Origin of the sequence: Halomonas sp. S3-1-1 (assembly GCF_023757625.1) — a bacterium.
GTDB lineage: Bacteria > Pseudomonadota > Gammaproteobacteria > Pseudomonadales > Halomonadaceae > Vreelandella.
In genome coordinates this window covers 273,760-296,059 of the sequence record NZ_JALGBZ010000004.1, presented here as the reverse complement: position 1 = coordinate 296,059, position 22,300 = coordinate 273,760, and the positions used below count along the sequence as shown (strand labels likewise).

The following is a 22,300-nucleotide window of genomic DNA, read 5'->3' as shown; positions in this document are numbered from 1 at the left end:
CCAGTAATTAAATAGAGAGCAAGCCCCCTCTAAAGAGAGAGCACAAGTGAGTGTGCGGCCAAACGCCGCGTCCAGCGCATTTGGAATCGCGGTTATGCTTGCGTATTGACCTGGTGATAACCGGCTTTGAAGATCGCTTAAAAAGCGAAGCTACAGCAGGAAAGTCAAGGTCGATGAGGCGCGACTATTTCGTTCGTGCATTCGCATCGATTGTTATCTATAAGATTGAATTAGAAAGATAGTTGAATAGACTCGACCCCAAGCGATGGGCGACACTCGCTACCATACCGTGACAAGAAATAGCGGAAACCGTTAACGCCGCGCCGGTGTTGATTGAGGGGATTTTTCAGGAACCTATTGGCACTTAGCGTGTTCAATATCATCAGGTGGTCAGGAAAGGAGAAGCAGCATGAAGCATCTTGAGAAGTGCGAGCAGTGTGGCAAGGAGTATGACCCCTCTGAACCCAAGGGAGCCCCGGAAGATCCGGAAAATTGCGATAGCTGCGGCGCCGATATCAAACCTAAAGGACGTCGATCAAGTTTTCTGGTCGATGACAGCAACGAAGAAGATGGCGGTCAGCACATGCTCGAAAAAACGCTGAGAGAAGCCTCTCATAAGGCCGATACAGACGATTAAACAAAAACGGTTCAGCCTAAGCTGAACCGTTTTTTTATGAGGTCAAGGCGTTTCGATGAGTAGCCTAGTAGGTCGCCTCGGTACGTGAGCCGCGTAGGCAGTCGCCATAGTGCATGGTATCACCCAGCTGTTCTGCCTGTTTACGACACTCTGCCGAGCGCGAAGAGCTAGCGCCAGAGGCGCAACCTGCGCTTACCAGCATGATGGCAACCAAACCCAAAGCGAACATGGACTTCATAAACTTCTCCTGACATTGACGTGTTTAACACTGTGCGATGATAGCAGCCATGCCATCACTTGGGCATGGGCTATAACGATTCAAACCCTCAAGGAGGACCGATGGATAAAATCTACGCTTGGGACGTTAAGCGCGAACGCATTGTTTACCGCATTCCCGGACAAACACTGGAAGACGGCCGCGAGGATAGCGATCTACATCCTGTCTGGATGCCGGCCGAAGCGGAAGACCTGCCCGACGGCGTCGAAATCGAGGATTTGCGGGAAGTCGAAAGCTGAAAATCCCGCCCCTTTGAGTCCTGGGAAAGGGGCGGTCAGAAGTGACGAGGTCTTTTTTAACGCGATCGGCTCACAGCATTTCTTCGAGCCACGTTTGAAAGGTGGCCCAGGAGCGCTGATCGGCCCGTTCATCGTATCGGTCGCTACCAAAAACGCTAAAGGCGTGAGGGGCGCCGGAGTAGATGCCGACTTCGTAGGTGATATTTGCTTCTTCGAGCTGTGAGGCGAGATCGGCGACATCCTCCAGGCTCACCATTTCGTCAGCACCGCCGTGAGCGATGAAAATCGGCGGCGTATCGCTCGAGTAGGACTGACCTTCGGGCGTTTCAAGGCCACCGTGGAAGCTCGTGTAGGCGGCGATGCCATCGGCCTCTCCCGAGCGCGCCATTTCAAGCGCCACGGTCCCGCCAAAACAGTAGCCCATGATGACGGTTTCAGTTGCCGCACCCTGCTCGCGTGCCTGCATCAAGCCTGCCAGCGTCAGCTCACGCATACGTTCACGGTCTTCGTACAGAGCGCTGGTAGCAGCCTGCTTCGCTTCCACTTCCAGGGGGCGGTTACCCTGACCGAAAAGATCCACCGCGAAAGCGTCGTAGCCCTGTTCGGCAAGCATATCGGCGCGTTCACGCTCGTAGTCATCGACACCGTCCCAATCATGGACGATCAGCACGCTGCCTTTGGATTCGCCCTGAGCTTCGACGAAATAGCCTTCGAAGCTTTCGTCATCAACCTGATAGGTTACGTCTTCCCCTTGAGGGTCAAAGCCAAATGCCTGGCTGCTCAAAAGAGTGGCGGCAGCCAGCGCGTTAAGCGTCAGAATAGAGCGGGTGGATAGCGTCATGGTGACTCCTTTTACCGGGTGTAAATAGAACGAATAAACTCGCATTTATTCGAGGTGATGTTATATCTGTAAAGTCAGCATAGACTCATTGCGTTGAACCACCGTCCAACGACGAGCTTTTTTTAAATTTGAAGGGCTTGCACCGGGAACTACGTACCGGCATGCTTGTCCGTTGTTAGTACGACTACCAGGGAGTTTATAACCATGGCGTTCAACGATTCGCACACCGTACGACCGCAGCAGGATCAGGCGGTTAGCGGCGCTAGAGCCAATAAGGTATTGCGTAACACCTACGCACTCTTGGCCATGACGCTGCTGTTCTCGGCAGTTACCGCTGGCGCCTCTGTCGCGCTCGGCGTGCAGCAAATGAACATCTTCGTTTTCTTCATCGGCGCTTACGGGCTGATGTTTCTGGTCCATAAAACCGCTAACTCCGCCGCGGGGCTACTGGCCACCTTTGCGTTCACGGGCTTCATGGGCTTCACGCTTGGGCCGATCATCTCGGCTTATCTGACGCTGCCCAACGGCGGTGCGCTAATCATGAACGCGCTGGCCATGACCGGCCTGACTTTCATCGGCCTTTCCGCCGTCGCACTGATGACCAAAAAGGACTTCAGCTTCCTTGGTAACTTCTTAATGGCGGGTGCCATCGTGCTGGTCCTCGCTATGGTGGCTGGTTTGATCTTCCAGATTCCGGCGCTATCGCTGATGGTCTCTGCCGGTTTCGTACTGTTCGCTTCAGCGTCGATTTTGTACCAGACCAGCGAGATCGTTCACCGTGCGGGCGAAACCAACTACATTCTGGCGACGATCACCCTTTACGTCTCCATCTACAACCTGTTCGTAAGCCTTCTCTCTATCCTTGGTATTATGAGCAACGACTGATTTTTTAGTCGACCCGCTACCCAAACAGACCCTACTTCGGTAGGGTCTGTTTTTTTATGGGCGGTTCATGCCCGCAACGAACATGTGTTGGAGTCAGGGGCATGAAGTTTAAGCCATGAAATACGGACTACTGGTGACAGGCGCGCCCTATACGAGCCCGGCCCCGCATTCGGCGCTGCGCTTTGCTCACGCCGTGATCGGTGCGGGCCATACGCTTACCGGCGTGTTTTTCTATCAGGACGGCGTGCACAACGCCTCGTCGCTGATGAGCCCACCCCAGGACGAGCTTAATTTACGAGAAGCCTGGGCGTCGCTTCATCGCGACCACGCCACTACCTTGGACGTTTGCGTGGCGGCGGCGCTTCGCCGTGGCGTGCTCGACCATGCCGAGGCCAAACGGCATGGCCTGACCCAGCACAGTCTGGAAGCGCCATTCGAGCTCACGGGGCTGGGCCAGCTTTTAACGCTGCAAAAAAGCTGCGACCGATTCATTACCTTCGCCTGACGCTCAAACCCCGAACCTGTTTTCCCAACTCTCCACCCGAGGCACAAGATGACCGAGCACTCCGCCCGCCTAATCACGCTGACAAGCGCCCCCTTTGCGTCCAACGCGCTTAGGGAAGGGCTCGACGTGGCGCTGGTCGCGGCGGCATTCGGCGAGCCGGTTACGCTTTTATTCGCAGGTGACGGCGCGCTGGCGCTGGTGAAGGCGCAGCAGGCTGGCGCGCCGGGGCAGAAGGCCGTTCTGCCCACGCTAAAGATGCTCGAAATGTACGACATCGAAGCGCTGCTGGTGCCCGAAAGTAGCCTTGCGGAGCACGGCCTCGACGCTTCGCAGCTCATCGAGGCTGCGCGGGTCATCACGCAGGACGAGATGGCAGCGCTCTATCAGTGTTCGAGAGACGTGCTTCATTTCTAATGGTTGTCGATGTTAAGGAGGGCGCATGCTGCATATTTTAAATCAGCAGGTCGATGCGAGTTGCGCTACGCAGATGCTGCGCGTGGTAGCCGAAAGCGACGAAGTCGTGCTGATCGAAAAAGCCGTTCAAGCGTGCCTCAAGCCCGAATGGGCCGGGTTCGAGCAGTTTAAAGGCCGGTTGTATTTACTTCAGGAAGACCTGGTATCACGAGGGCTTTTTGCAATCGCCGAAAATCAAGCGTTATCCATGGTGGACATGGCGGGATTCTTAGCGCTATCCGAGCGCCATGAACGAAGTGTGACCTGGTACTAATATGAAAGATGAAAATTTATACCGTTATCTTGGTGCTAACGGCACTATCAAATTAGATCCTGAAGGATATTTGGTTGATCAAACGTTATGGAACAATGAGGTAGCTGAGGCGCTGGCCAATGATGAGGGCTTGGTCCTGACGCCAGCACATTGGGAAATCATCGCAGTCGTCCGAGAGTTTTATGCTCGTTTTGAAATGGCGCCGGCCATGCGGCCGCTGGTCAAAGCCACACGCCAAGCGCTGGGGGAAGAGAAGGGCAACTCGCTTTATCTGATGTCGCTGTTTCCGGAAAGCCCGGCGCGGCGCGTGGCGCGCTTGGCAGGGCTGCCCAAGCCGACCAACTGCCTTTGAAGCTGGCTAAATCAAATCGCCTCGCGTGCATACGGACAGCACCACTGCATCCTCGACGCTGGTCGATATCAGCGCGTGGCCCATGTCGCTATCGAAGTAGATGCTATCGCCCTCGGACAGCGCCTGAGGGGCGTAGAACTCGCTGTAGAGCAGTATGTCGCCTTCCAGCACCATCAAAAACTCTTCGCCGTCGTGGCGTACCCACTGCTGGTAGGCTTCGAAACTGCGCGCCCGCACGACCGTCTTGAAGGGGATCATGCGCTTTTGCGCCAGCTGGTGGCCCAAAAGCTCGTGTTCATAGGTTGGGGTAGGGTGAAGCTGGCCCTTGCCTTTGGGCGTTAAATCGCGCCGGCCCATGGTGTAGTGTTCGCGCTTGGGCGGGGTGAACAGCTGGGGCAGGTCGATGGCAAGCCCGGAGGTGAGTTTCTGAACGACGCTAAAGGTCGGTGAGACCTGGTCATTCTCGATTTTTGATAGCGTCGAGCGGGCGATGCCCGTGCGTCGGCTGACATCCTCGAGCGTCCAGGTATTGGCCAGGCGAATCTCCTTGAGCCTGGCGCCAAGTCGCAGCGGCTCGACGAACTCCTTGCGCCCCGAAGCGATCCTTAAGGCCGCGTGCTCGTCATACGTCTCGGTCATGAATCAGCGCCGTCCTGTTGTCTGTCGTTACTCTGGTTAAGGCGCCATGTTATCACGATTGCTCTTTATGCCGTTTCACCCGGCGCTTATGCGCCGGCGCCGGGTGTGGCCTCGAGAGGCAGCCCCAGTAGCGCCTTGAGGTGCGCGCTGCAGCCGCTGGCTAGTGATTTCGGGTTGTAGCCGCCCTCGAGGACCGACACCAAGCGGTTTTCAGCATAACGCTTTGCAATCTCCATGGCCTGGCAGGTTATCCAGTAGTAATCCTCGTCCTCCAGCTCGAGCTCTCCCATGGGGTCGTCGCGGTGGGCATCGAAGCCGGTGGAGAGCAGCACCAGATCCGGCTTGAAGTCGTGAAGCGCGGGCAGCCACTGCTGCTCGACTGCCGATCTAAAGCCGGTACTGCCCGTACCCGCCTCGAGCGGCGTATTCAGCACGTTCGGCCACTCGCTTTTGAGATAGCGCCAGGGGTAGAACGGGAACTGGTAGCTTGTGCAGATCAACACGTTGGGATCATTTTTGAAGATGTCGATGGTGCCGTTGCACTGGTGAACGTCGAAATCGAGAATCGCGACGCGATGGGCACCGTAATGCTCGCGGGCATGGGCTGCGCCAACGGCGACGTTGTTGTAAAAACAAAACCCCATCGCTTCGGCGGCCTCGGCGTGGTGGCCCGGCGGGCGCACGGCGCAGAACACGTTGTCGGCCTGGCGCTTGAACACCTGATCAATGCCCTTGACCACCGCGCCCGCCGCTACCCGGGCCGCTCTGAGCGTATCCGGGTTCATCAGCGTATCGCTATCGAGCGCTGTGAGCCCCTGCTCCGGGAGGCAGCGCGCGAGCGATTCGAGATGGCGCTTTGCGTGAACCCGCTCGAGCGCTACCGGCTCGACTTCCCTGGCCTCGCCCTGCATGGTTTGCTGCAAGAGGCCGTCCAGCGACAGGCGCGCCCGTATGGCCTCGAGCCGCGCGGGACTTTCCGGGTGGTCCGGGCCCATATGGTGCAAGACGCAGTCGGGATGGGTAAGGTAGGCGGTAATCATGCAGGCGCTCCATTCAATGTCAGGCTACCTTAATCGCTATGAGTGCGTGCGCGACACTGATCATAAGTCGTACATGAAATACTCCCAGGAGATGCGTTCGTGAGCACCCGCTTTTTACATCACTTTTTCGAGCCGCAAACGATCGCCGTTTTTGGCGCCTCTGGAAAGCCAGAGTCCTTGGGCGGGTTGGTGCTCGGCAACCTCCAGGAGGGTGGGTTCAAAGGTAAACTTTGGGCGGTCAATTTAAAAGGCTACGACGAGGTTTTCGGCGTGCCGTGCTTTGCCAGCATCAATGAGCTGCCGGCGCCGCCTGGGCTTGCGGTGATCTGCTCGCCGGTGGAAGGCGCGCCAGCGCTGATTCAGGCGCTGGGCAAAAAAGGCGTGCGGGCGGCGCTGGTGCTCTCGGGTGGGGCGTATCTGGACCGCGAGCAGGGCAGCCAGGGCTCGATTCGCGAGCAGATGCTTCAGGCTGCTCGCGAGTCCGGCATTCGTGTGCTGGGCCCGGAGTGCATGGGGTTGATCGTTCCCAGCAAAAAGCTCAACGCCTCCTACGCCAGCCAGCCGGTCAAGCCCGGGCGGGTGGCGTATCTGGGGCAGTCCGGCATGCTTGCCAATGCGATGATTGACTGGGCGGCGGGGCGCGACGTGGGCTTTTCTCACCTGATCACCGTCGGCGACAGCGTCGATGTACTGCTGCCGGATTTGATCGACTACGTGAACCAGTTCTCGCCGGCCCAGGCGATTCTGCTTCACCTGGAGCGCATCAAGGATGCCCAGCACTTCATGACCTCGGTGCGCGACGCCTCGCGCAATCGCCTGGTGCTGGCGATCAAAAGCGGACGTACGCCGGAATCAGACCTTTCCGGCATGGCACCAACGCCGGGCATTGCTAACCGCGACGTGGTCTTCGACGCCGCCTTTGCTCGCGCCGGCGTCGTGCGTGTCAATGATTCCGATGAGCTGTTCGATGCGCTAGAGACGCTTTCACGCATGCGCCCTCTGCGCGGCGACCGCTTGGCAGTGGTCTCCAACGGCCTGGGTCCGGCGATGCTGGCGATCGACAAACTCATTAGTGCCGGCGGCAAGCTCGCCGTTTTCAGCGACGCCACGCAGACGCAGCTTACCGAGCGCAAGGTGGACCGAAGCAAGCCCGGCGAGAACCCGGTGGACCTGGGCGGCAACGCGACGCCCACGCGTTTCGTCGAGGCGCTGGAGATCGTTACCGCCGACCCCAACGTTGACGCGGTACTGGTCGTACATGCACCTACCCGCCTGGCACCCTCGGTCGAAACCGCTCAGGCGCTGATCGATAACCGCAAGCGCTTTCGGCGCAATCTGTTGACCAGTTGGATGGGCCTAAAAGAGGCCTCGAAGGCGCGCAGCACGTGTAGTGCGGCGGGTATTCCCACCTATATTTCGCCGGAAAAAGCGGTCAAGGCGTTCATGCACATGGTCGACTACCAGCGGGTACAGGCGCTTTTGCATGAGATTCCGCCGAGTTTGACCTTCAATACCCGTCCCGCGGACCGCCAAGCTTGCCGAGAGCTAATCGCGATAGCCAAAGAGCAGCGACGCTACGCGCTCACTCACTCGGAAACCGCAAAAGTGCTCGAGGCCTACGGAATCCCCACCGCGCCGAGCGTCTATTTGCAAAAACCGAGCGATGCGCTCAAGGAGCAGGGGCACTTCGTCGGGCCCAAGGCACTCAAGGTGGTGCACGATGGCAACTGCCACCCGTACCGTTACCGCCGCCACCCGCACAAGATCTCTGCCGGGCTGCTGCAGGATCTGGACACCCCAAGCCAGGTCGCCGACGGCGTTCAGCGCTTGGGCGACAAGGTGCAGGAAAAGTTTCCCGAATACACCATTCGCGAGTACTGCCTGCAGCCAATGCAGCGCGGCAAGCACTCGATGCAGATCTGCGCCGGCATCACTCGCGACCCGGTGTTCGGCCCCTTGATCGTGTTTGGGATCGGCGGCTACAAGGTGAATGTGCTGGCAGATCGCCAGGTGGCGCTGCCGCCGCTGAACATGAGCCTGGCCGCGGACATGGTGGGTCGCACCCACGCCGCCTCGCTGATTCGCGAGCACTCTGGAGAGGCGGAGCGCGACATAGAGCGACTTTGCCAGCTGCTGGTGAAGCTTTCGCAGATGGCCTCGGATCTGGTGGATCTGCGCGGGCTCGAGCTCAACCCGCTTTTGTTGAACCGCGATGGGCTGCTCGCGGTGGATTTCGCCATGGATCTCGGCCCACCGGCGCGCTTTGCGATCATGCCCTATCCGGAAGAGCTTCGTGAGTGGGTCACGCTTAAAAACGGTTGGCAGGTCGAAGTGCGCCCGATTCGTGCCGAGGATGCGCCGCTGATTACCCGCTTTCACACCCGGCTTTCCGAGGAGAGCATTCGGTTTCGCTACTTCCACAACAAGTCGAACCTGTCCCAGCGGGATCTCTCGATCCTTTCGCACATCAACTACGACCGTCAGATGGCGTTCATCGCCGAGCACCAGCACGACGACGGTAGCAAGGAGATGCTGGGGGTGGTGCGGGTCTACAACGACGCCGATAACCTGCGTACTGAGTTCTCGATCATCGTACGTGACGATCTGCAAGGGTTGGGAATCGGTAAGCTATTGATGGAAAAAATGATCAGCTATTGCCAGAGCGTGGGCACCATCGAAATGATCGGCAAAATCATGATGGATAATCACCCGATGCGCGCGCTGATGAAGCATTTGGGGTTCACCAGCCGCTACAACATGGACGAGCAGGTGATCGATGCCGTACTACGTCTCAACGAGCCGGACAGCGATTGGCAGCGCCATCGCCTTGAAAGCCTGCCGGATTGAATTTTCGACTCCGTGAATGAAAACGCCCCTGGCAGCCTTTGCTGGCAGGGGCGTTTTTCAACGCGTGTATCAAGGCGCGAGGCGAAAACGGCTCCAGGGGCCGTCATCCTGGCGCTCGAAACGCACCCGGTCGTGCAGGCGGCTAGGCTGGCCTTGCCAGAATTCGATCATGTCCGGCTTGATGCGATAACCGCCCCAATGGATCGGCCGCGGAATGGGCTGGCCATCGTAGGCGTGCTCGAAGCGAACCTGGCGCTCCTCGATCCATTTGCGATCCGGAATCACTACACTTTGAGTCGCGATCCAAGCGCCAAGCTGGCTACCCCGTGGCCGGCTCTGGAAATAGGCATCAGACTCTTCCGGGGCGACTTGCTCGACCGCCCCCTCGACTCGTACCTGGCGAGAAAGACCCGGCCACCAGAACGTTGCCGCCGCAAAGGGCACGTTGGCAAGCTCGCTGCCCTTATGGCTGTGGTAGTTGGTATAAAAGACTAGCCCTTGGGCGTCGACCCCTTTCAACAGCACCACGCGGGCGTGAGGGCGGCCTTGGCTATCGGCGGTGGCCAGCGTCATGGCGTTGGCGTCCTGGCCATCGCTTTCGAGAGCGGCCTCTAACCACTGGTCGAAAAGCGTGAACGGGTCGTCCGGCATGGCGGCTTCTTCCAACAGCCCGCCTTCGTAGTCGCGCCGAACATCGGCAATATCGCGGTTCATGATCGCTGCTCCCTGAAGCGTTATTGAGTGTCTTGATGTTTGTTGATTGCCTGTATTTTGTTATCGAGTCGATCAGCACTACACCTTTCGGGCGCCAAACCGGGCATAGCCCAGCGAGCCGACGAACAGCGCGGCAGCGGCGGCGATTTCAAGCGCGCCGCGCAGAAACTGCCCGGTAGCCGCTGCAAACATCACGCCCTGGGCGATGTATAAAAGGCTGACGAAGGCGAGCCACGCGTGGCCCCGGGGCCGCTTGCCGATGATCGACGGCAAAAAAAGCAACAGTGGCAGGGCGAAGGCCAGTACCGGGCGCCAGCTGTATTCGTCACCCTGAACCTGAAAGCCGCGCAGCATTACAAGCCCCAGCAGTACCACGAAGCTGACCAACACCACCCGGCGCGTTTTCTCGCTAAGCGCCTGCCGCCCATGACGGCGCTCCAGATCGAGAAGCCACTGCCTCATGAGGATGCCTCGCGAAGCGCCTCGAGCGCCACCGCCAGCCGCGCCACGCGCCTGCCTTGGGCGACACACAGCGCGCGCTCGTGCTCGTCGATCACCCGGTCGCTACGCCCGCCGGCCACGTGGCTCGCCCCGTAGGGCGTGCCGCCGGTTTGGGTCTCGATCAGCTCGGTTTCATTATAGGGGATGCCCGCGTAGACCATGCCGTGGTGCAAAAGCGGCACCAGCATGGTCAAAAGCGTACTCTCCTGACCGCCGTGCATGCTCGAGGTCGAGGTGAAGCAGGTGGCGGGCTTGTCGATCAGCGCGCCGTTCATCCAGAGATTGCTCGTGGTATCGAGAAAGTACTTGAGCGGGGCGGCAATGTTGCCAAATCGAGTGGGGCTTCCCAGCGCCAGACCGCTACAGTGGCGAAGATCTTCGAGGTCAGCGTAGATGGCGCCTTCCTCCGGCACCTCGCTTTCAACCGCCTCGGTGGTCGGAGAGACCGACGGCACCGTGCGAAGCCGCGCCTTGATACCTGCCACGCTTTCAACCCCCGCCGCCACTTGGCGCGCCATCTCCCGCGTGGCGCCGGAGCGCGAATAGTAAAGAACCAGAATATAAGGGGTGTTGTCGCTCATGGGGTGTCCTTGAAAAGCCGAGTCCTGGCGCGCGGATCAATTGCGTCGTTCGCCGCCGGCAGGTCGTAGCCCGGCAGAGCCGGGATGCCTGAGCCGGCAAGCGCCACTAGCTTATATCCTACCAGAGCCTGCTCGTTTGGCGCAGCCGCGTTGGATGATGCGCTCAGGCGCCGATAGACCCACGCGGCTTCGCCGCTTTCAAGCTCCACCTCTTCACGGCGGTAACGAACGCCCAGCCGCTCATAGCGGTCGAGCCGAGAAAGCTCCCGAGGCGTGACGGTGAGCAGAAGCCCTTGAACCGAGCCCTGCGGGGATGGTGAAAGATCGAGGCCGTTTTTGGTAAAGCCGCTGAGTGCGTCAGCTTGCGCCTCGCCTGTGGACTGCATCACCACCCAGCGCACCGGAGCAAAACGCAGCGTGCCGTAGACGAACACGTGGTGGTTTCGCTGCTCGATAGGCTCAATGTGGGCCGGGCGCTCGTAAAACCACGGGCTCAGCATGGTCAGCCAGAGCCACAGCGCCACGGCCAGCACGGCGAGTAGCGCCAGGGCCAACCCCCTTTTTATCCAGATCATGTTCTATCCTTGTAGTGTTAGCCGAACCTGTATGATGCAAAACGCGTTATGCAAGAGCGCCCTTTGAAAAGAGAGCCCTTAAGCCCGGCGCCGCTTTATGCCAGGATATCGATTGCACCCACTCCGAGGAGCCCGCCATGAATCAGCCACTTCGTGATGACTTTCGTGAGGACATGGATTTTCGCGCTTTTGTCGGTGATGTGAAACCCCTGGCAAAGGGCCGCCGGGCGGATACGGGCGACCGGCGCTCTCGCCCGTCCGAGGCGCAGCTGGCCCGGCGTGAAAGCGCCGAGGCGGCTACTGAGCAGAACAACTTTCTGTCCGACGACTTCGTCGATCTGTTGCCACCGTTCGACCCCATCGAGTATCGCCGCGAGGGTATCCAGCAGGGCGTGGTCGATAAACTCAAACACGGTGGCTATCCCGTTCAGGCTCAGCTCCACCTGTTGAGGCGCCCACTCGCCGAGTGTCGGCGAATGCTCTTTCCCTTTATCCAGGACGCCTATAGTCACGATCTGCGCTCGGTAATGATCGTTCACGGCCGCGGGCGCGAGATCGACAGCCCCGCCAACGTGCTGCGCTCGTACCTGGCCAAGTGGCTCTGCCAGTTCGACGAGGTTCAGGCGTACGTCTCGGCGCAGTCTTCCGACGGTGGGCTCGGAGCGACTTGGGTGATGCTGCGCAAAAGCGACCGGGCCAAGGCCAACAACCGCGAGCGCCAGCAAAAGCGCCGCGGCTAACGCGCTCGATGCGCCAACGACAAAAGGGCAGCCCGAGGGCTGCCCTTTTAAATGAGCGGCCAGGAAGCGACCGCTCGGTTTTCCAAAGTTGTTACTCGGCTGACGCCAAGCGGCGCTCGAACAGCGCAGAGCGCGTCTGAACGTCGGTCTGATAGCGCACGCTGAATGCCTTGAGCGCGCGCAGGGCGGTCTCCGGGTCCTGATCCTGGCGCAACGCCATGGCGTTGAAGCCGCAGCGCTCCATGTAGTTGAGCTGGTCGATCAGCACGTCGCCCACGGCGCGAAGCTCGCCGGTGACGCCGTAGCGCTCGCGCAGAAGCCGCGCCAGGCTGTAGCCGCGACCGTCGGTGAACGCGGGGAAGTCGATCGCCACCGCTTGGACCTGCTTAAGCTCTTCACCCAGCGCCGGTGTCAGCTCGGTGTCGCTGGTCAAAAGCGGGGCGAGGTCGGTGTCTTCGGCGTGCTCGCGCCAGAGCGCCAGCGGCACGAACGCCGGCAGTTGCTCGGGTAGAGCCTCAGCGTCATAAGAGACGCACCAAGCGTTTTCGGCGGCAAGTTCGCCGTCAACGATCAGGTGGTCGACGTGAACCGGCGTGGGTGCCGTTTCCTGTGCAGCGGCGTCGTTGGCATCAGTGGGCATACACGCGCTCCTTGAAGGGTTTCAGACCGATGCGGCGGTAGGTATCGAGAAAACGCTCGTCCTCGTGGCGCTCGGCCACGTACACTTCGAGCACTTTTTCAACCACGCTGGGCACGTCTTCACGGAAAAACGACGGGCCCAGAATCTTGCCAAGCGAGGCGTCATCGGTAGAGTTACCGCCGATCGAGACCTGGTAATACTCCTCGCCCTTTTTATCGACCCCAAGAATGCCGATGTGGCCGACGTGGTGGTGGCCGCAGGCGTTCATGCAGCCCGAAATGTTCAGATCGATCGGGCCCAGGTCATAGAGGAAGTCGAGATCCTCGAAGCGCTCCTGCAGCGACTGGGCGATCGGGATCGAAACCGCGTTTGCCAGGCTGCAGTAGTCGCCGCCGGGGCAGCAGATGATGTCGTTGAGCGTGCCGACGGTGGGGTTAGCCATACCGAGCGCCTCGAGCTCCTGCCAAAGCGTTTCGATCTCATCGACCGGCACGTCGGATAGCACCAGGTTCTGCTCGTGGCTCACGCGAATTTCGCCGAAGCCATAACGGTCGGCAAGATCCGCCACCGCATCCATCTGGTCGGCGGTCACATCGCCCGGGGCGTGCTCGCGGCGCTTGAGCGAGAGCGTCACCGCCTTGTAGCCCGGCACCTTATGGTCAGTCACGTTGTTGGTGACAAAACGCGCAAAGGCGCGGTTCTCGCCGCGTAATGTCTCGAAAGCCTGTATGGCGCTTTCATCGACCGGACGGCGCTCGGGCTCGGGGAAGTGGCGCTTGGCGTCATCCACTGCTGCCTGGTTAAGCGTCTGCGGGCCGTCTTTCAGGTGCGCCCACTCTTCTTCGACGCGGCGGCGGTACTCCTCGACGCCCAGCGCCTTGACCAGAATCTTGATACGCGCCTTGAACTTGTTGTCGCGGCGGCCGAACTGGTTATAGACGCGAACACAGGCCTCGAGGTAGGTGAGCAGGTGCTGCCAAGGCAGGTCCTCGCGCACGGTTTCGGCGATCATCGGCGTACGGCCCAGCCCGCCACCGGCGAGTACCTTCACGCGCAGCTCGCCCTCAGCGTTGTACCAGAAGCGCAGGCCGATATCGTGAACCTGGATCGCCGCGCGGTCGTGGTCGGCACCGCTGACCGCGATCTTGAACTTGCGCGGAAGGTAAGCGAACTCCGGGTGCAGCGTGGACCACTGGCGGATCAGCTCGCACCAGGGGCGCGGGTCTTCGACTTCGTCGTTGGCGATACCGGCGAACTGGTCGCTGGTCGTATTACGGATACAGTTGCCGCTGGTCTGGATGGCGTGCATCTGCACCTTGGCGAGCTCGCCCAGAATGTCCGGCACGTCTTCCAGCGCCGGCCAGTTGAGCTGCAGGTTCTGGCGCGTGGTGAAGTGACCGTAGCCGCGATCATAGCGGCGCGTGATCTCGGCGAGGGCTTTCAGCTGATGACCAGCGAGCATGCCGTAGGGGATGGCGATACGCAGCATCGGCGCATGGCGCTGAATATACAAACCGTTTTGCAGGCGCAGCGGGCGAAATTCCTCTTCACCGAGCTTGCCGGCCTGGTAACGCTCCATCTGATCGCGGAACTGAGCGACCCGCTCGTCAACGAGCGTTTGGTCGTGAATATCGTAACGGTACATGTGCACGGTCCTGCATGGCGAAATGGTCACGTCGGGACGGACGGTTTAGTGCCGTCACCTTAACGCAGATCGGCATATTCTATGAAAGAATATATAATTATCTTTTTATTCTTGAATGATATTTATAAAGCGTATGCACGCCGGCGCCGGTTGTAAAGCCGACGCCATAGGGCACAGCTTTAAGCCGAAGCGCTGGCTACCGGCTCTGGCTCGTAGGAGAGTACCGGCGAAAGCCAGCGCTCGAGCTCCTCGAGGCTCATGGCCTTGCGCGCCGCCAGCGCCTCGACCTGGTCGCGGGTGATCTTGCCCGTCGAGAAGTACTTCGACTGCGGGTGGGCGAAGTACCAGCCGGACACCGCTGCCGCCGGCCACATGGCGAAGTTCTCGGTTAAAGCGAGCCCGGTGTTCTCGGTCGCGTTTAAAAGCCGGAACAGGGTCGCCTTCTCGGTATGGTCCGGGCAGGCGGGATAACCCGGCGCCGGGCGAATGCCCTGATACTTCTCGGCGATCAGCGCGTCGTTATCGAGCGTTTCGTCTTTAACGTAGCCCCAGAACTCCTTGCGCACCCGTTCGTGGATGCGCTCGGCAAACGCCTCCGCCAGCCGGTCGGTCAGCGCCTGGACCATGATCGCGCTGTAGTCGTCGCCGGCTTTTTCATAGGCTTTCGAGAGTTCGTCGACGCCGTGACCGGTGGTGACCGCGAAGCCGCCGATCCAGTCGGGTTTGCCACTCTCCTTCGGCGCGACGAAGTCCGCGAGACTATAGCAAAGTCCGTCCCGGCCTTTGGTGGTCTGCTGGCGAATATGATGCAGCCGCTCCACGACCTGCTTACGGCGCTCATCCGAGTAGACCTCGATAACGTCGTCATCGACCGTGTTCGCCGGCCACAGCCCGATTACCCCGCGGGCGTGGATATGGCCCTCGGAGAGCAGCTTTTCGAGCATCACTTGGGCGTCCTCGAACAGGTTGCGCGCCGCCTCGCCAACGACCTCGTCGTTGAGAATCTTCGGGTACTTGCCGGCGAGCTGCCAGCTCATGAAAAACGGCGTCCAGTCGATGCGCTCGACCAGCTCGCGCAGATCGTAGTTCTCGAACACGGTGATGCCGGGCTGCAAAGGGGCGACGGGGGTCACTTCGTTCCAGTCGGTCTTGAAGCGGCGCTTGCGCGCCTGGGTGTAGTCGAGATCCGCTGCCTTGGGGCGGCGCTTGGCGTTGCGCTCGCGCACCACCGCATACTCGTCGCGAATGCCCTGGACGTACTCCGCCTTCAGGCTCGGCGTCAAAAGGCGCCCGGCCACGCCGACGGCCCGCGAGGCGTCGGTGACGTAGATCACCGGGTGCTCGTACTGCGGCTCGATTTTCACCGCGGTGTGCGCTTTCGAGGTGGTGGCCCCGCCGATCAGAAGCGGCAGGTCCATGCCGCGGCGTTGCATCTCTTTCGCCACGTGAACCATCTCGTCGAGCGACGGCGTAATCAGCCCGGAGAGGCCGATAATGTCCGCGTTGTGCTCCTCGGCGGCCTTGAGGATCTTCTCGGCGGGCACCATCACGCCCAGGTCGATCACCTCGTAGTTGTTGCACTGAAGCACTACGCCGACGATGTTCTTGCCGATGTCGTGAACGTCGCCTTTCACCGTGGCCATGACGATCTTGCCCTTGGCTTGGGTGTCCTCGCTCTTTTCAGCCTCGATATAGGGAATCAGATACGCCACCGCCTGCTTCATGACGCGGGCGGATTTAACCACTTGGGGCAGAAACATTTTGCCGGCGCCAAACAGATCGCCGACCACGTTCATGCCGTCCATCAAGGGACCTTCGATCACCTCGATGGGGCGTTCGGCTTGGGCGCGGGCCTCTTCGGTGTCGGCTTCGATGTGGGCGGTGATGCCCTTGACCAGCGCGTGCTCAATGCGCTTGTTCACCGGGAAGCCGCGCCATTCCAGGTCCTCTTTTTTCGGGCCGCTGCTGCCCTCGCCCTTGTACTCGTCGGCGATATCCAAAAGGCGCTCGGTGGCGTCATCGCGGCGGTTGAGCACCACGTCCTCGACCGCGTCGCGAAGCTTGGCCGGCAGGTCGTCGTAGACCGCGAGCTGGCCGGCGTTGACGATACCCATGGAGAGGCCGTTCTTGATCGCGTGGTACAAGAACACCGAGTGGATAGCCTCGCGCACCGGGTTGTTGCCGCGAAAGGAGAACGACACGTTGGAGACGCCGCCGGAGATCATGGCGTGGGGCAGGTGCTCGCGAATCCAGTGGCAGGCTTCGATGAAGTCCACCGCGTAGTTATTATGCTCTTCGATGCCGGTGGCGATGGCAAAGATGTTGGGATCAAAAATGATGTCTTCGGCGGGAAAGCCGATCTCGTCGACCAGCAGGCGATACGCGCGCTCGCAGATTTCGGTCTTGCGCGCGAAGGTGTCCGCCTGGCCCTCTTCGTCGAACGCCATGACCACGATGGCGGCCCCATAGCGCATGCACTTGGTGGCCTGCTCGCGAAAGGCGGCTTCGCCTTCCTTCAACGAGATCGAGTTGACCACCGCCTTGCCCTGCACGCACTTGAGCCCGGTTTCGATGATCTCCCACTTGGAGGAGTCGATCATGATCGGCACGCGGGCGATGTCCGGCTCGCCGGCGATCAGGTTCAAGAAACGCTCCATGGCCTCCTGGGATTCGAGCATCCCTTCGTCCATGTTGATGTCGATCACCTGGGCGCCGTTCTCGACCTGCTCCAGCGCCACTTCCAGCGCGGTAGTGAAGTCCTCCTCGACGATCAGGCGCTTGAAGCGCGCCGAGCCTGTGACGTTGGTGCGCTCACCGACGTTGACGAACAGCGAGTCCGCCTCGATGTTGAACGGCTCGAGCCCGGAGAGCCGGCACGCCTTCGAGCGCTCTGGAATTTGGCGCGGCGCAACGCTTCGCACCGCGTCGGCAATGGCGCGAATGTGCTCCGGGGTCGAGCCGCAGCAGCCGCCGATGATGTTGACCAGCCCGCTTTGGGCGAACTCGCCGACGATGGCCGCCATCTCTTCCGGTGTCTGGTCGTACTCGCCGAACTCGTTGGGTAGCCCGGCGTTGGGGTGGGCAGAGACGTAGGTGTCGGCGCGGGTCGAGAGCTCTTCGAGATACGGGCGCAGCTCCTCGGCGCCGAGGGCGCAGTTGAGCCCGACGGTCAGGGGCTTGGCGTGGCGTACCGAATTCCAGAACGCCTCGGTCGTCTGACCCGAGAGCGTACGCCCGGAGGCATCGGTGATAGTGCCGGAGATCATTACGGGCAGGCGCTTGCCCAGATCCTCGAACAGCACTTCAAGCGCGTAGATCGCTGCCTTGGCGTTGAGCGTGTCGAAGATCGTCTCGATCATGATCAGGTCGCTGCCGCCATCGATCAGCGCCGCCGCCGCCTCGTAATAGTTCTCATACAGCGCGTCGAAAGTGACGTTACGCTTGGCCGGGTCGTTGACGTCCGGTGAAAGCGAGGCGGTGCGCGAGGTCGGGCCCAATACGCCTGCCACGAAACGCGGCACGCCGGTTGCCTCGGTCACGTCGTCGCACACTTGGCGTGCGAGTCGCGCGGCTTCGCGGTTGAGCTCGACCACCAGCGCTTCCATGCCGTAGTCAGCCTGGGAGAGTCGGGTGCTGTTGAAGGTGTTGGTCTCGAGAATGTCCGCGCCGGCCTCGAGGTAGTCGTGGTGGATGCGCGCGACCAGCTCGGGCTGAGTCAGCGCCAGCAGGTCGTTGTTGCCCTTGAGATCCGACGGCCACTCCTTGAAGCGCTCGCCACGAAACTCCGCCTCGCTGAGCGCTGCGTTTTGCAACATGGTGCCCATACCGCCATCCAGAAGCAGGATGTTTCGGGAAAGACGTTGGGTGAGCGATGCGGTCATATCTCGTAAAGCCATGGCGAAGGGGAGTCTCCAACAGCGCAATCAGGGAAGTTCGGCGCGAACATCGACGCAAATGGCGCTCATCATATCAAACGCGCTTGCCCGGGGCAGCACTCGGGGCGTCACTTGGCCAGGCTTTAGCGCCAAATCGGCGGTAGCATGGCGATCAAACGCCGCTTGAACTAATAGTTTACTAAAATGGTCGGGATTGTGTCCGCAGTCGGTTTTGCTTACCATAGAGGCAAATGACATGTGACGCGGCACCGCCGCTACCACAGGAGGATTAGACCGCTCATGACCACGACTATCGAAGCGCCCGGCATCGACATTACCGATAGCGCCCAGGGCTATCTCGCGGAACTGCTGGAAAAGCAAAACGTGGATGGCATTGCGGTGCGTATCTTCATTACCCAGCCCGGCACCCCCTACGCGGAAACCTGCCTGGCCTACTGCCGACCGGGCGAAGAAGAGCCCACGGACGTGCTGCTCGAACTCGAGAAGATCAACGTCTATCTCGACAAGAATAGCTTGGCGTTTTTGGAAGAGGCGGTGGTGGATTTCAACGCCGACCGCATGGGTGGGCAGCTCACCATCAAGGCGCCCAACGCCAAGATGCCCAAGGTGAATGCGGATAGCCCCCTGGAAGACCGCATCAACTACGTGCTTTATAGCGAGATCAACCCGGGCCTTGCCGCCCACGGCGGCGAGATCAAACTGATTGAGCTGACCGAAGAGAAGGTAGCGATCCTCGCCTTCGGCGGTGGCTGCCAAGGCTGCGCGGCGGTGGATTTGACGCTAAAGGACGGCGTCGAGAAAACGCTGATCGAGCGCATTCCGGAGTTGGCCGGCATTCGCGATGTGACCGACCACTCGGATACCACCAACGCCTATTACTGATACGTGTCCGCAGTGCTCTATCGAGTACTCAGGATTGTGAAAAGCGCCCCGCCATCGCGGGGCGCTTTTTTTAGCGCTTTTGACGCCAGTATTGATAACGCAGCGCCGGTCGACAGCGAGGTTTTAACCTACAGTCAACGCTTGCCAGCGTTAGTCAATTGATAAAACGGCGCCCGGTAGTATGGTTGAGTAGAGGCGGGCAACGCGGGTCTCGCTATTTGAGTTCAACCACTAATAACGCTACCAACAAGTTCGGGAGAAAGGATCATTAAAACATCGTCGATGTTATCCAATATTCACAAGCCTATCTTTTTCGGCTCGCTGGGCCTTTTGCTGCTGGTTACGCTGCCTTTGATCCTCTTTCCTGAAGTGGGGCGCGTTTGGGTCATGGCGGCGCAGCAGTTCGTGTCGCGCAATTTCGGCATGCTCTATTTGGGGATGGGGCTCGCCTCACTGGGCTTCATGCTCTACATCGTGTTCAGCGATATCGGCCAGATCAAGCTTGGCGATATCGATACCGAGCCGGAGTTTTCGCTGCTCTCCTGGGGGGCGATGCTGTTCGCCGCCGGTATCGGTGGGGCGGTGGTATTCTGGGGAATGGTGGAGTGGATGTACTACCTGCAGTCGCCGCCATTTCATCTCGAGCCGTTTTCCGAAGAGGCGACCGCCTGGGCCGCCACCTACGGCATGTTCCACTGGGGGCCGATCGCCTGGTCGATCTATCTCGTGCCGGCGCTGCCCATGGCGTACTTTCTGCACGTGCGCAAGAACAAGGTGCTGCGCATCAGCGAAGCGATTCGCCCCGTGCTGGGGGAGAAGCTCGCACGAAGCTGGCTGGGCAATGTCATCAATATCCTGTTCATCTTCGGCATGCTGGGCGGCGGTGCAACGTCACTGGGCATTCTGGTGCCGCTGGTCAACGAGGGCCTGGGCAATCTTTTCAACTTCACTCCGAACGCCTTCAGCCAGATTCTGGTGCTGATAGGTACCACGGCGCTCTTCGCCGCCAGCGCCTGGCGCGGCCTCAAGGGCGGTATCGAGCTTTTGTCCGACATCAACATGTGGCTGGGTCTTGGCGTACTGCTGTTCATTCTGGTGGCCGGGCCCACGGTGTTCATTCTGGATACCGGGCTCAACTCGATCGGCCTGATGCTGAGCAATCTCGTGCGCATGGCGACCTGGACCGAACCCTTCGGTTCGCTCGGCGGCTTCGAGGATACCGGCTTCTCGCGTAGCTGGACGGTGTTCTACTGGGCCTGGTGGCTGGTGTTCGCACCCACGGTCGGGCTTTTCATCGCGCGTATTTCCAAGGGACGGCGCATCAAGACCATGGTCGCCGGGTCGATCTTTTTCGGCTCGCTCGGCTGCGCGCTGTTTTTCATCATTCTGGGTAACTACGGGCTCTACCTGCAGTTGAGCGGCACTCTGGACGTTATCCAGATCATGAACGACACCTCCGCCAACGCGGCGTTTTACGCGGTGCTGGGTGAGTTGCCTCTAACCTGGCTGGTCACGGCGGCGGTGGTGATACTGCTTTCGATCTTCACCGCGACCACCTTCGACTCCATTGCCTACATTCTCTCGTCTGCGGCGGAGAAAAATCTGGAAGAGGAGCCGGGGAAATTTCATCGTCTGTTCTGGGCGTTTACGCTGTCGTTTCTGCCCATGTCACTGCTGTTTTTGGGCGGGCTCGAAACGCTGCAAACCGCCAGTATCGTTAGCGGCGTGCCGCTTCTGCTGATCGCGGTGCTCTTGATGATCTCGATGGTGCGCGCGGCGAAGTATGATCTGCGCTACCAGCCGGACTACTCGGACCCCGAGATCAACATCGAGGAGTTTCCGGAGAACGATCCCTGGAGCGAGGAAGGCACCTGGGAGTTGCCCGAGGAATCCGAGGACGAGGCGCCGAAGCCACAAACCTGAGCGCCTGGTTCCAACCGGCTCACATTTCAAGGCCACTCCGTCAGCGGGGTGGCTTTTTCGTTTCTTCTTTGTGGCGCGCCGCTTCAAGGGTTTGAGGCAGATCCTGGAGCTTGCGATGAAGCGCCTCGACCTGCTCATTGAGCGTCTGCTGCCAGGCGTTGGCCTCGCTTGCTTTCGAGCGGGTCTCTATCAGTCGCTGCTCGGTCTCTTCGCGCTCTTGCGCAAGCGCTGCGTTTTGCTCCTTGAGGCTTTGATTCTCCTGCTCGAGCCGCTTCAAATGCTCCTGGGCGCTTTGCTCATCGCGACTTTTTTGCTGCAGTGCCTGCTTTTGGCTCGCCAGCGACTCCTCCAGAGCACTCAGTTTTTGCTCCATCTGACTGACGCGCTTTTGATGCGCCTTGTCCTGCTGGGCGCGTTCCTGTCTCAGCGTATCCAATAGCGCCATGAGCTTGCCTTCCGAGGCTTCGTTGCGCTCCTCTTCCTGGCTCAACCGCTGCTCCCAGCCGCTTTGAAGCGTCTGGCGTTCCTTTTGGCCGCTCTCTTCGAGCGCGTGATAGCGCTTCTCTAAAGCCTCGAACGCCTTTTGGGTGCGTTCTGTTTGCTGCTCTGCGCGGCCTGCCTGCTCGACGAGCTGGCCCTGGTTTGATTCCAGCGTGGCGAGTTCGCGGTTCAGTGTTTCCAGCCGCGCCTCGGTATGGCGCAGATGCTCGGCGAGCGCGTTTTCGCGCTGCTGGGCGTCGAGGGTGAGCTGGTCGGCGCGCTCGGCAGCTTCCCTGGCCTCGTCGATCTGGCGGGTGGCATCTTCACGGTAGTGGGCCAGCGCCTGGTTGGCCACCTCTTGGGCCTCGCGCCATAGCTCGCTTGCCATCGTTACCACGACCTCCGGCACGCCTTTGGGGGGCGGCACGTCGCGGTTTTGCTCACGCTCGCTGCGCCACTGACGAAAGTGCTCGCTGATGGTGGTGAAGCTGCCGGTCCCCAGCACCTCGCGAATGCGCTGAACGCTGGGAGTATCGCCCTGACTCAGCAGCGTATCGATTGCCTGCTGAACGTCGCCGTACTGAATGCCGCTACGCGCCATGATGCCGATCCTGATGACTGTTAAAAGCGCTATTTTGCGACAACTGTTCGGGGAAAACAAATATTACGTAAAATCTAATACGTAATTTTATTTATCAAACAGTTGTTAAACTCAAGATTACACGTATTATCTT

General features: G+C 60.0%; 23 protein-coding genes. 11 read left to right on the top strand and 12 right to left on the bottom strand.

Translation table 11 applies throughout. The features are described 5' to 3' along the window. The first annotated feature begins 409 nt into the window (after nt 1-409). Nucleotides 410-637 carry a hypothetical protein gene (locus tag MQW23_RS13890; protein WP_252108790.1) on the top strand — a complete coding sequence of 76 codons (228 nt, stop codon included), beginning with the start codon at nt 410-412 and terminating at the stop codon, nt 635-637. Between the two features lie 64 nt (nt 638-701). Here the strand turns inward: MQW23_RS13890 and MQW23_RS13885 are convergent, their stop codons facing one another. Then, nucleotides 702-875, bottom strand: a complete 174-nt coding sequence (locus MQW23_RS13885; RefSeq protein ID WP_252108789.1) for a hypothetical protein — start codon at nt 873-875, stop codon at nt 702-704. Between the two features lie 101 nt (nt 876-976). On the opposite strand from MQW23_RS13885, the gene MQW23_RS13880 reads away from it, so the two are divergent. Beyond that, entirely contained in the window at nt 977-1,153 is a 177-nt protein-coding gene (locus MQW23_RS13880) for a hypothetical protein (RefSeq protein WP_252108788.1), read from the top strand. A gap of 70 nt (nt 1,154-1,223) precedes the next feature. Here the strand turns inward: MQW23_RS13880 and MQW23_RS13875 are convergent, their stop codons facing one another. Next, entirely contained in the window at nt 1,224-1,994 is a 771-nt protein-coding gene (locus tag MQW23_RS13875; RefSeq protein WP_252108787.1) for a dienelactone hydrolase family protein, read from the bottom strand. 204 nt (nt 1,995-2,198) lie between these two features. On the opposite strand from MQW23_RS13875, the gene MQW23_RS13870 reads away from it, so the two are divergent. From MQW23_RS13870 to MQW23_RS13850, 5 genes are all read left to right on the top strand, one after another. Then, nucleotides 2,199-2,879, top strand: a complete 681-nt coding sequence (locus MQW23_RS13870) for a Bax inhibitor-1/YccA family protein (RefSeq protein WP_252108786.1) — start codon at nt 2,199-2,201, stop codon at nt 2,877-2,879. Between the two features lie 115 nt (nt 2,880-2,994). Next, the gene (gene tusD, locus MQW23_RS13865) at nt 2,995-3,384 is read left to right on the top strand and encodes a sulfurtransferase complex subunit TusD (protein WP_252108785.1); all 390 of its coding nucleotides are present in this window, start codon (nt 2,995-2,997) and stop codon (nt 3,382-3,384) included. A 48-nt stretch (nt 3,385-3,432) separates the two neighbouring features. Continuing rightward, nucleotides 3,433-3,798, top strand: a complete 366-nt coding sequence (tusC, locus tag MQW23_RS13860) for a sulfurtransferase complex subunit TusC (protein WP_252108784.1) — start codon at nt 3,433-3,435, stop codon at nt 3,796-3,798. A 25-nt stretch (nt 3,799-3,823) separates the two neighbouring features. Continuing rightward, nucleotides 3,824-4,111, top strand: a complete 288-nt coding sequence (gene tusB / locus MQW23_RS13855; protein ID WP_252108783.1) for a sulfurtransferase complex subunit TusB — start codon at nt 3,824-3,826, stop codon at nt 4,109-4,111. Nucleotide 4,112: 1 nt separating this feature from the next. Beyond that, nucleotides 4,113-4,463, top strand: a complete 351-nt coding sequence (locus tag MQW23_RS13850; protein ID WP_252108782.1) for a TusE/DsrC/DsvC family sulfur relay protein — start codon at nt 4,113-4,115, stop codon at nt 4,461-4,463. Nucleotides 4,464-4,469: 6 nt separating this feature from the next. Here MQW23_RS13850 and MQW23_RS13845 read toward each other — a convergent pair whose 3' ends face one another. Together MQW23_RS13845 and MQW23_RS13840 are read right to left on the bottom strand one after the other, a co-directional pair. Further along, the gene (locus tag MQW23_RS13845; RefSeq protein WP_252108781.1) at nt 4,470-5,102 is read right to left on the bottom strand and encodes a helix-turn-helix domain-containing protein; all 633 of its coding nucleotides are present in this window, start codon (nt 5,100-5,102) and stop codon (nt 4,470-4,472) included. A gap of 86 nt (nt 5,103-5,188) precedes the next feature. After that, nucleotides 5,189-6,142 (bottom strand): histone deacetylase family protein, encoded by a 954-nt coding sequence (locus tag MQW23_RS13840; RefSeq protein ID WP_252108780.1) that lies wholly within the window; start codon nt 6,140-6,142, stop codon nt 5,189-5,191. Nucleotides 6,143-6,241: 99 nt separating this feature from the next. Between MQW23_RS13840 and MQW23_RS13835 the strand changes: the two genes are divergently transcribed. Continuing rightward, nucleotides 6,242-8,989: a bifunctional acetate--CoA ligase family protein/GNAT family N-acetyltransferase gene (locus MQW23_RS13835; RefSeq protein ID WP_252108779.1), complete on the top strand. Its 2,748-nt coding sequence runs from the start codon at nt 6,242-6,244 to the stop codon at nt 8,987-8,989. Nucleotides 8,990-9,058: 69 nt separating this feature from the next. Here the strand turns inward: MQW23_RS13835 and pdxH are convergent, their stop codons facing one another. From pdxH to MQW23_RS13815, 4 genes are all read right to left on the bottom strand, one after another. Beyond that, entirely contained in the window at nt 9,059-9,703 is a 645-nt protein-coding gene (pdxH, locus tag MQW23_RS13830) for a pyridoxamine 5'-phosphate oxidase (RefSeq protein ID WP_252108778.1), read from the bottom strand. Nucleotides 9,704-9,781: 78 nt separating this feature from the next. Continuing rightward, nucleotides 9,782-10,165, bottom strand: coding sequence for a DUF2069 domain-containing protein (locus tag MQW23_RS13825; RefSeq protein ID WP_252108777.1), 384 nt, complete (start codon nt 10,163-10,165; stop codon nt 9,782-9,784). Next, on the bottom strand, nt 10,162-10,785 hold the full coding sequence (gene wrbA, locus MQW23_RS13820) for an NAD(P)H:quinone oxidoreductase (RefSeq protein ID WP_252108776.1): 624 nt from the start codon (nt 10,783-10,785) through the stop codon (nt 10,162-10,164). The genes MQW23_RS13825 and wrbA overlap by 4 nt, the downstream gene beginning before the upstream one ends. Continuing rightward, nucleotides 10,782-11,360, bottom strand: a complete 579-nt coding sequence (locus tag MQW23_RS13815; RefSeq protein WP_319022814.1) for a gamma-glutamylcyclotransferase family protein — start codon at nt 11,358-11,360, stop codon at nt 10,782-10,784. Before MQW23_RS13815 ends, wrbA begins: the two co-directional genes overlap by 4 nt. A 137-nt stretch (nt 11,361-11,497) precedes the next feature. Between MQW23_RS13815 and smrA the strand changes: the two genes are divergently transcribed. Beyond that, nucleotides 11,498-12,100 (top strand): DNA endonuclease SmrA, encoded by a 603-nt coding sequence (gene smrA / locus MQW23_RS13810; protein ID WP_252108775.1) that lies wholly within the window; start codon nt 11,498-11,500, stop codon nt 12,098-12,100. Between the two features lie 91 nt (nt 12,101-12,191). Here smrA and MQW23_RS13805 read toward each other — a convergent pair whose 3' ends face one another. From MQW23_RS13805 to metH, 3 genes are all read right to left on the bottom strand, one after another. Beyond that, entirely contained in the window at nt 12,192-12,740 is a 549-nt protein-coding gene (locus MQW23_RS13805; RefSeq protein WP_252108774.1) for a DUF934 domain-containing protein, read from the bottom strand. Next, complete coding sequence (locus MQW23_RS13800) at nt 12,730-14,385, bottom strand: nitrite/sulfite reductase (RefSeq protein ID WP_252108773.1); 1,656 nt, start codon at nt 14,383-14,385, stop codon at nt 12,730-12,732. Before MQW23_RS13800 ends, MQW23_RS13805 begins: the two co-directional genes overlap by 11 nt. Before the next feature lie 179 nt (nt 14,386-14,564). Further along, the gene (metH, locus tag MQW23_RS13795; protein ID WP_252108772.1) at nt 14,565-18,281 is read right to left on the bottom strand and encodes a methionine synthase; all 3,717 of its coding nucleotides are present in this window, start codon (nt 18,279-18,281) and stop codon (nt 14,565-14,567) included. A 279-nt stretch (nt 18,282-18,560) separates the two neighbouring features. Here metH and nfuA point away from each other — a divergent pair, with 279 nt between their 5' ends. Together nfuA and MQW23_RS13785 are read left to right on the top strand one after the other, a co-directional pair. Then, on the top strand, nt 18,561-19,163 hold the full coding sequence (gene nfuA, locus MQW23_RS13790) for a Fe-S biogenesis protein NfuA (RefSeq protein WP_252108771.1): 603 nt from the start codon (nt 18,561-18,563) through the stop codon (nt 19,161-19,163). Between the two features lie 282 nt (nt 19,164-19,445). Then, nucleotides 19,446-21,086: a BCCT family transporter gene (locus tag MQW23_RS13785; protein WP_252108770.1), complete on the top strand. Its 1,641-nt coding sequence runs from the start codon at nt 19,446-19,448 to the stop codon at nt 21,084-21,086. Nucleotides 21,087-21,126: 40 nt separating this feature from the next. Here MQW23_RS13785 and MQW23_RS13780 read toward each other — a convergent pair whose 3' ends face one another. Further along, nucleotides 21,127-22,167 carry a DNA-binding protein gene (locus MQW23_RS13780; protein ID WP_252108769.1) on the bottom strand — a complete coding sequence of 347 codons (1,041 nt, stop codon included), beginning with the start codon at nt 22,165-22,167 and terminating at the stop codon, nt 21,127-21,129. Nucleotides 22,168-22,300: the final 133 nt, after the last annotated feature.

What these genes read in the sequence shown, in the direction of transcription:
- MQW23_RS13805 (WP_252108774.1), bottom strand. Translation starts at nt 12,740, where the DNA reads ATGCCCACTGATGCCAACGACGCCGCTGCACAGGAAACGGCACCCACG.
- tusB (WP_252108783.1), top strand. Translation starts at nt 3,824, where the DNA reads ATGCTGCATATTTTAAATCAGCAGGTCGATGCGAGTTGCGCTACGCAG.
- MQW23_RS13875 (WP_252108787.1), bottom strand. Translation starts at nt 1,994, where the DNA reads ATGACGCTATCCACCCGCTCTATTCTGACGCTTAACGCGCTGGCTGCC.
- MQW23_RS13840 (WP_252108780.1), bottom strand. Translation starts at nt 6,142, where the DNA reads ATGATTACCGCCTACCTTACCCATCCCGACTGCGTCTTGCACCATATG.
- MQW23_RS13845 (WP_252108781.1), bottom strand. Translation starts at nt 5,102, where the DNA reads ATGACCGAGACGTATGACGAGCACGCGGCCTTAAGGATCGCTTCGGGG.
- MQW23_RS13785 (WP_252108770.1), top strand. Translation starts at nt 19,446, where the DNA reads ATGTTATCCAATATTCACAAGCCTATCTTTTTCGGCTCGCTGGGCCTT.
- MQW23_RS13800 (WP_252108773.1), bottom strand. Translation starts at nt 14,385, where the DNA reads ATGTACCGTTACGATATTCACGACCAAACGCTCGTTGACGAGCGGGTC.
- pdxH (WP_252108778.1), bottom strand. Translation starts at nt 9,703, where the DNA reads ATGAACCGCGATATTGCCGATGTTCGGCGCGACTACGAAGGCGGGCTG.
- MQW23_RS13880 (WP_252108788.1), top strand. Translation starts at nt 977, where the DNA reads ATGGATAAAATCTACGCTTGGGACGTTAAGCGCGAACGCATTGTTTAC.
- MQW23_RS13850 (WP_252108782.1), top strand. Translation starts at nt 4,113, where the DNA reads ATGAAAGATGAAAATTTATACCGTTATCTTGGTGCTAACGGCACTATC.
- MQW23_RS13815 (WP_319022814.1), bottom strand. Translation starts at nt 11,360, where the DNA reads ATGATCTGGATAAAAAGGGGGTTGGCCCTGGCGCTACTCGCCGTGCTG.
- MQW23_RS13885 (WP_252108789.1), bottom strand. Translation starts at nt 875, where the DNA reads ATGAAGTCCATGTTCGCTTTGGGTTTGGTTGCCATCATGCTGGTAAGC.
- metH (WP_252108772.1), bottom strand. Translation starts at nt 18,281, where the DNA reads ATGGCTTTACGAGATATGACCGCATCGCTCACCCAACGTCTTTCCCGA.
- wrbA (WP_252108776.1), bottom strand. Translation starts at nt 10,785, where the DNA reads ATGAGCGACAACACCCCTTATATTCTGGTTCTTTACTATTCGCGCTCC.
- smrA (WP_252108775.1), top strand. Translation starts at nt 11,498, where the DNA reads ATGAATCAGCCACTTCGTGATGACTTTCGTGAGGACATGGATTTTCGC.
- tusD (WP_252108785.1), top strand. Translation starts at nt 2,995, where the DNA reads ATGAAATACGGACTACTGGTGACAGGCGCGCCCTATACGAGCCCGGCC.
- MQW23_RS13825 (WP_252108777.1), bottom strand. Translation starts at nt 10,165, where the DNA reads ATGAGGCAGTGGCTTCTCGATCTGGAGCGCCGTCATGGGCGGCAGGCG.
- MQW23_RS13870 (WP_252108786.1), top strand. Translation starts at nt 2,199, where the DNA reads ATGGCGTTCAACGATTCGCACACCGTACGACCGCAGCAGGATCAGGCG.
- MQW23_RS13890 (WP_252108790.1), top strand. Translation starts at nt 410, where the DNA reads ATGAAGCATCTTGAGAAGTGCGAGCAGTGTGGCAAGGAGTATGACCCC.
- nfuA (WP_252108771.1), top strand. Translation starts at nt 18,561, where the DNA reads ATGACCACGACTATCGAAGCGCCCGGCATCGACATTACCGATAGCGCC.
- MQW23_RS13780 (WP_252108769.1), bottom strand. Translation starts at nt 22,167, where the DNA reads ATGGCGCGTAGCGGCATTCAGTACGGCGACGTTCAGCAGGCAATCGAT.
- tusC (WP_252108784.1), top strand. Translation starts at nt 3,433, where the DNA reads ATGACCGAGCACTCCGCCCGCCTAATCACGCTGACAAGCGCCCCCTTT.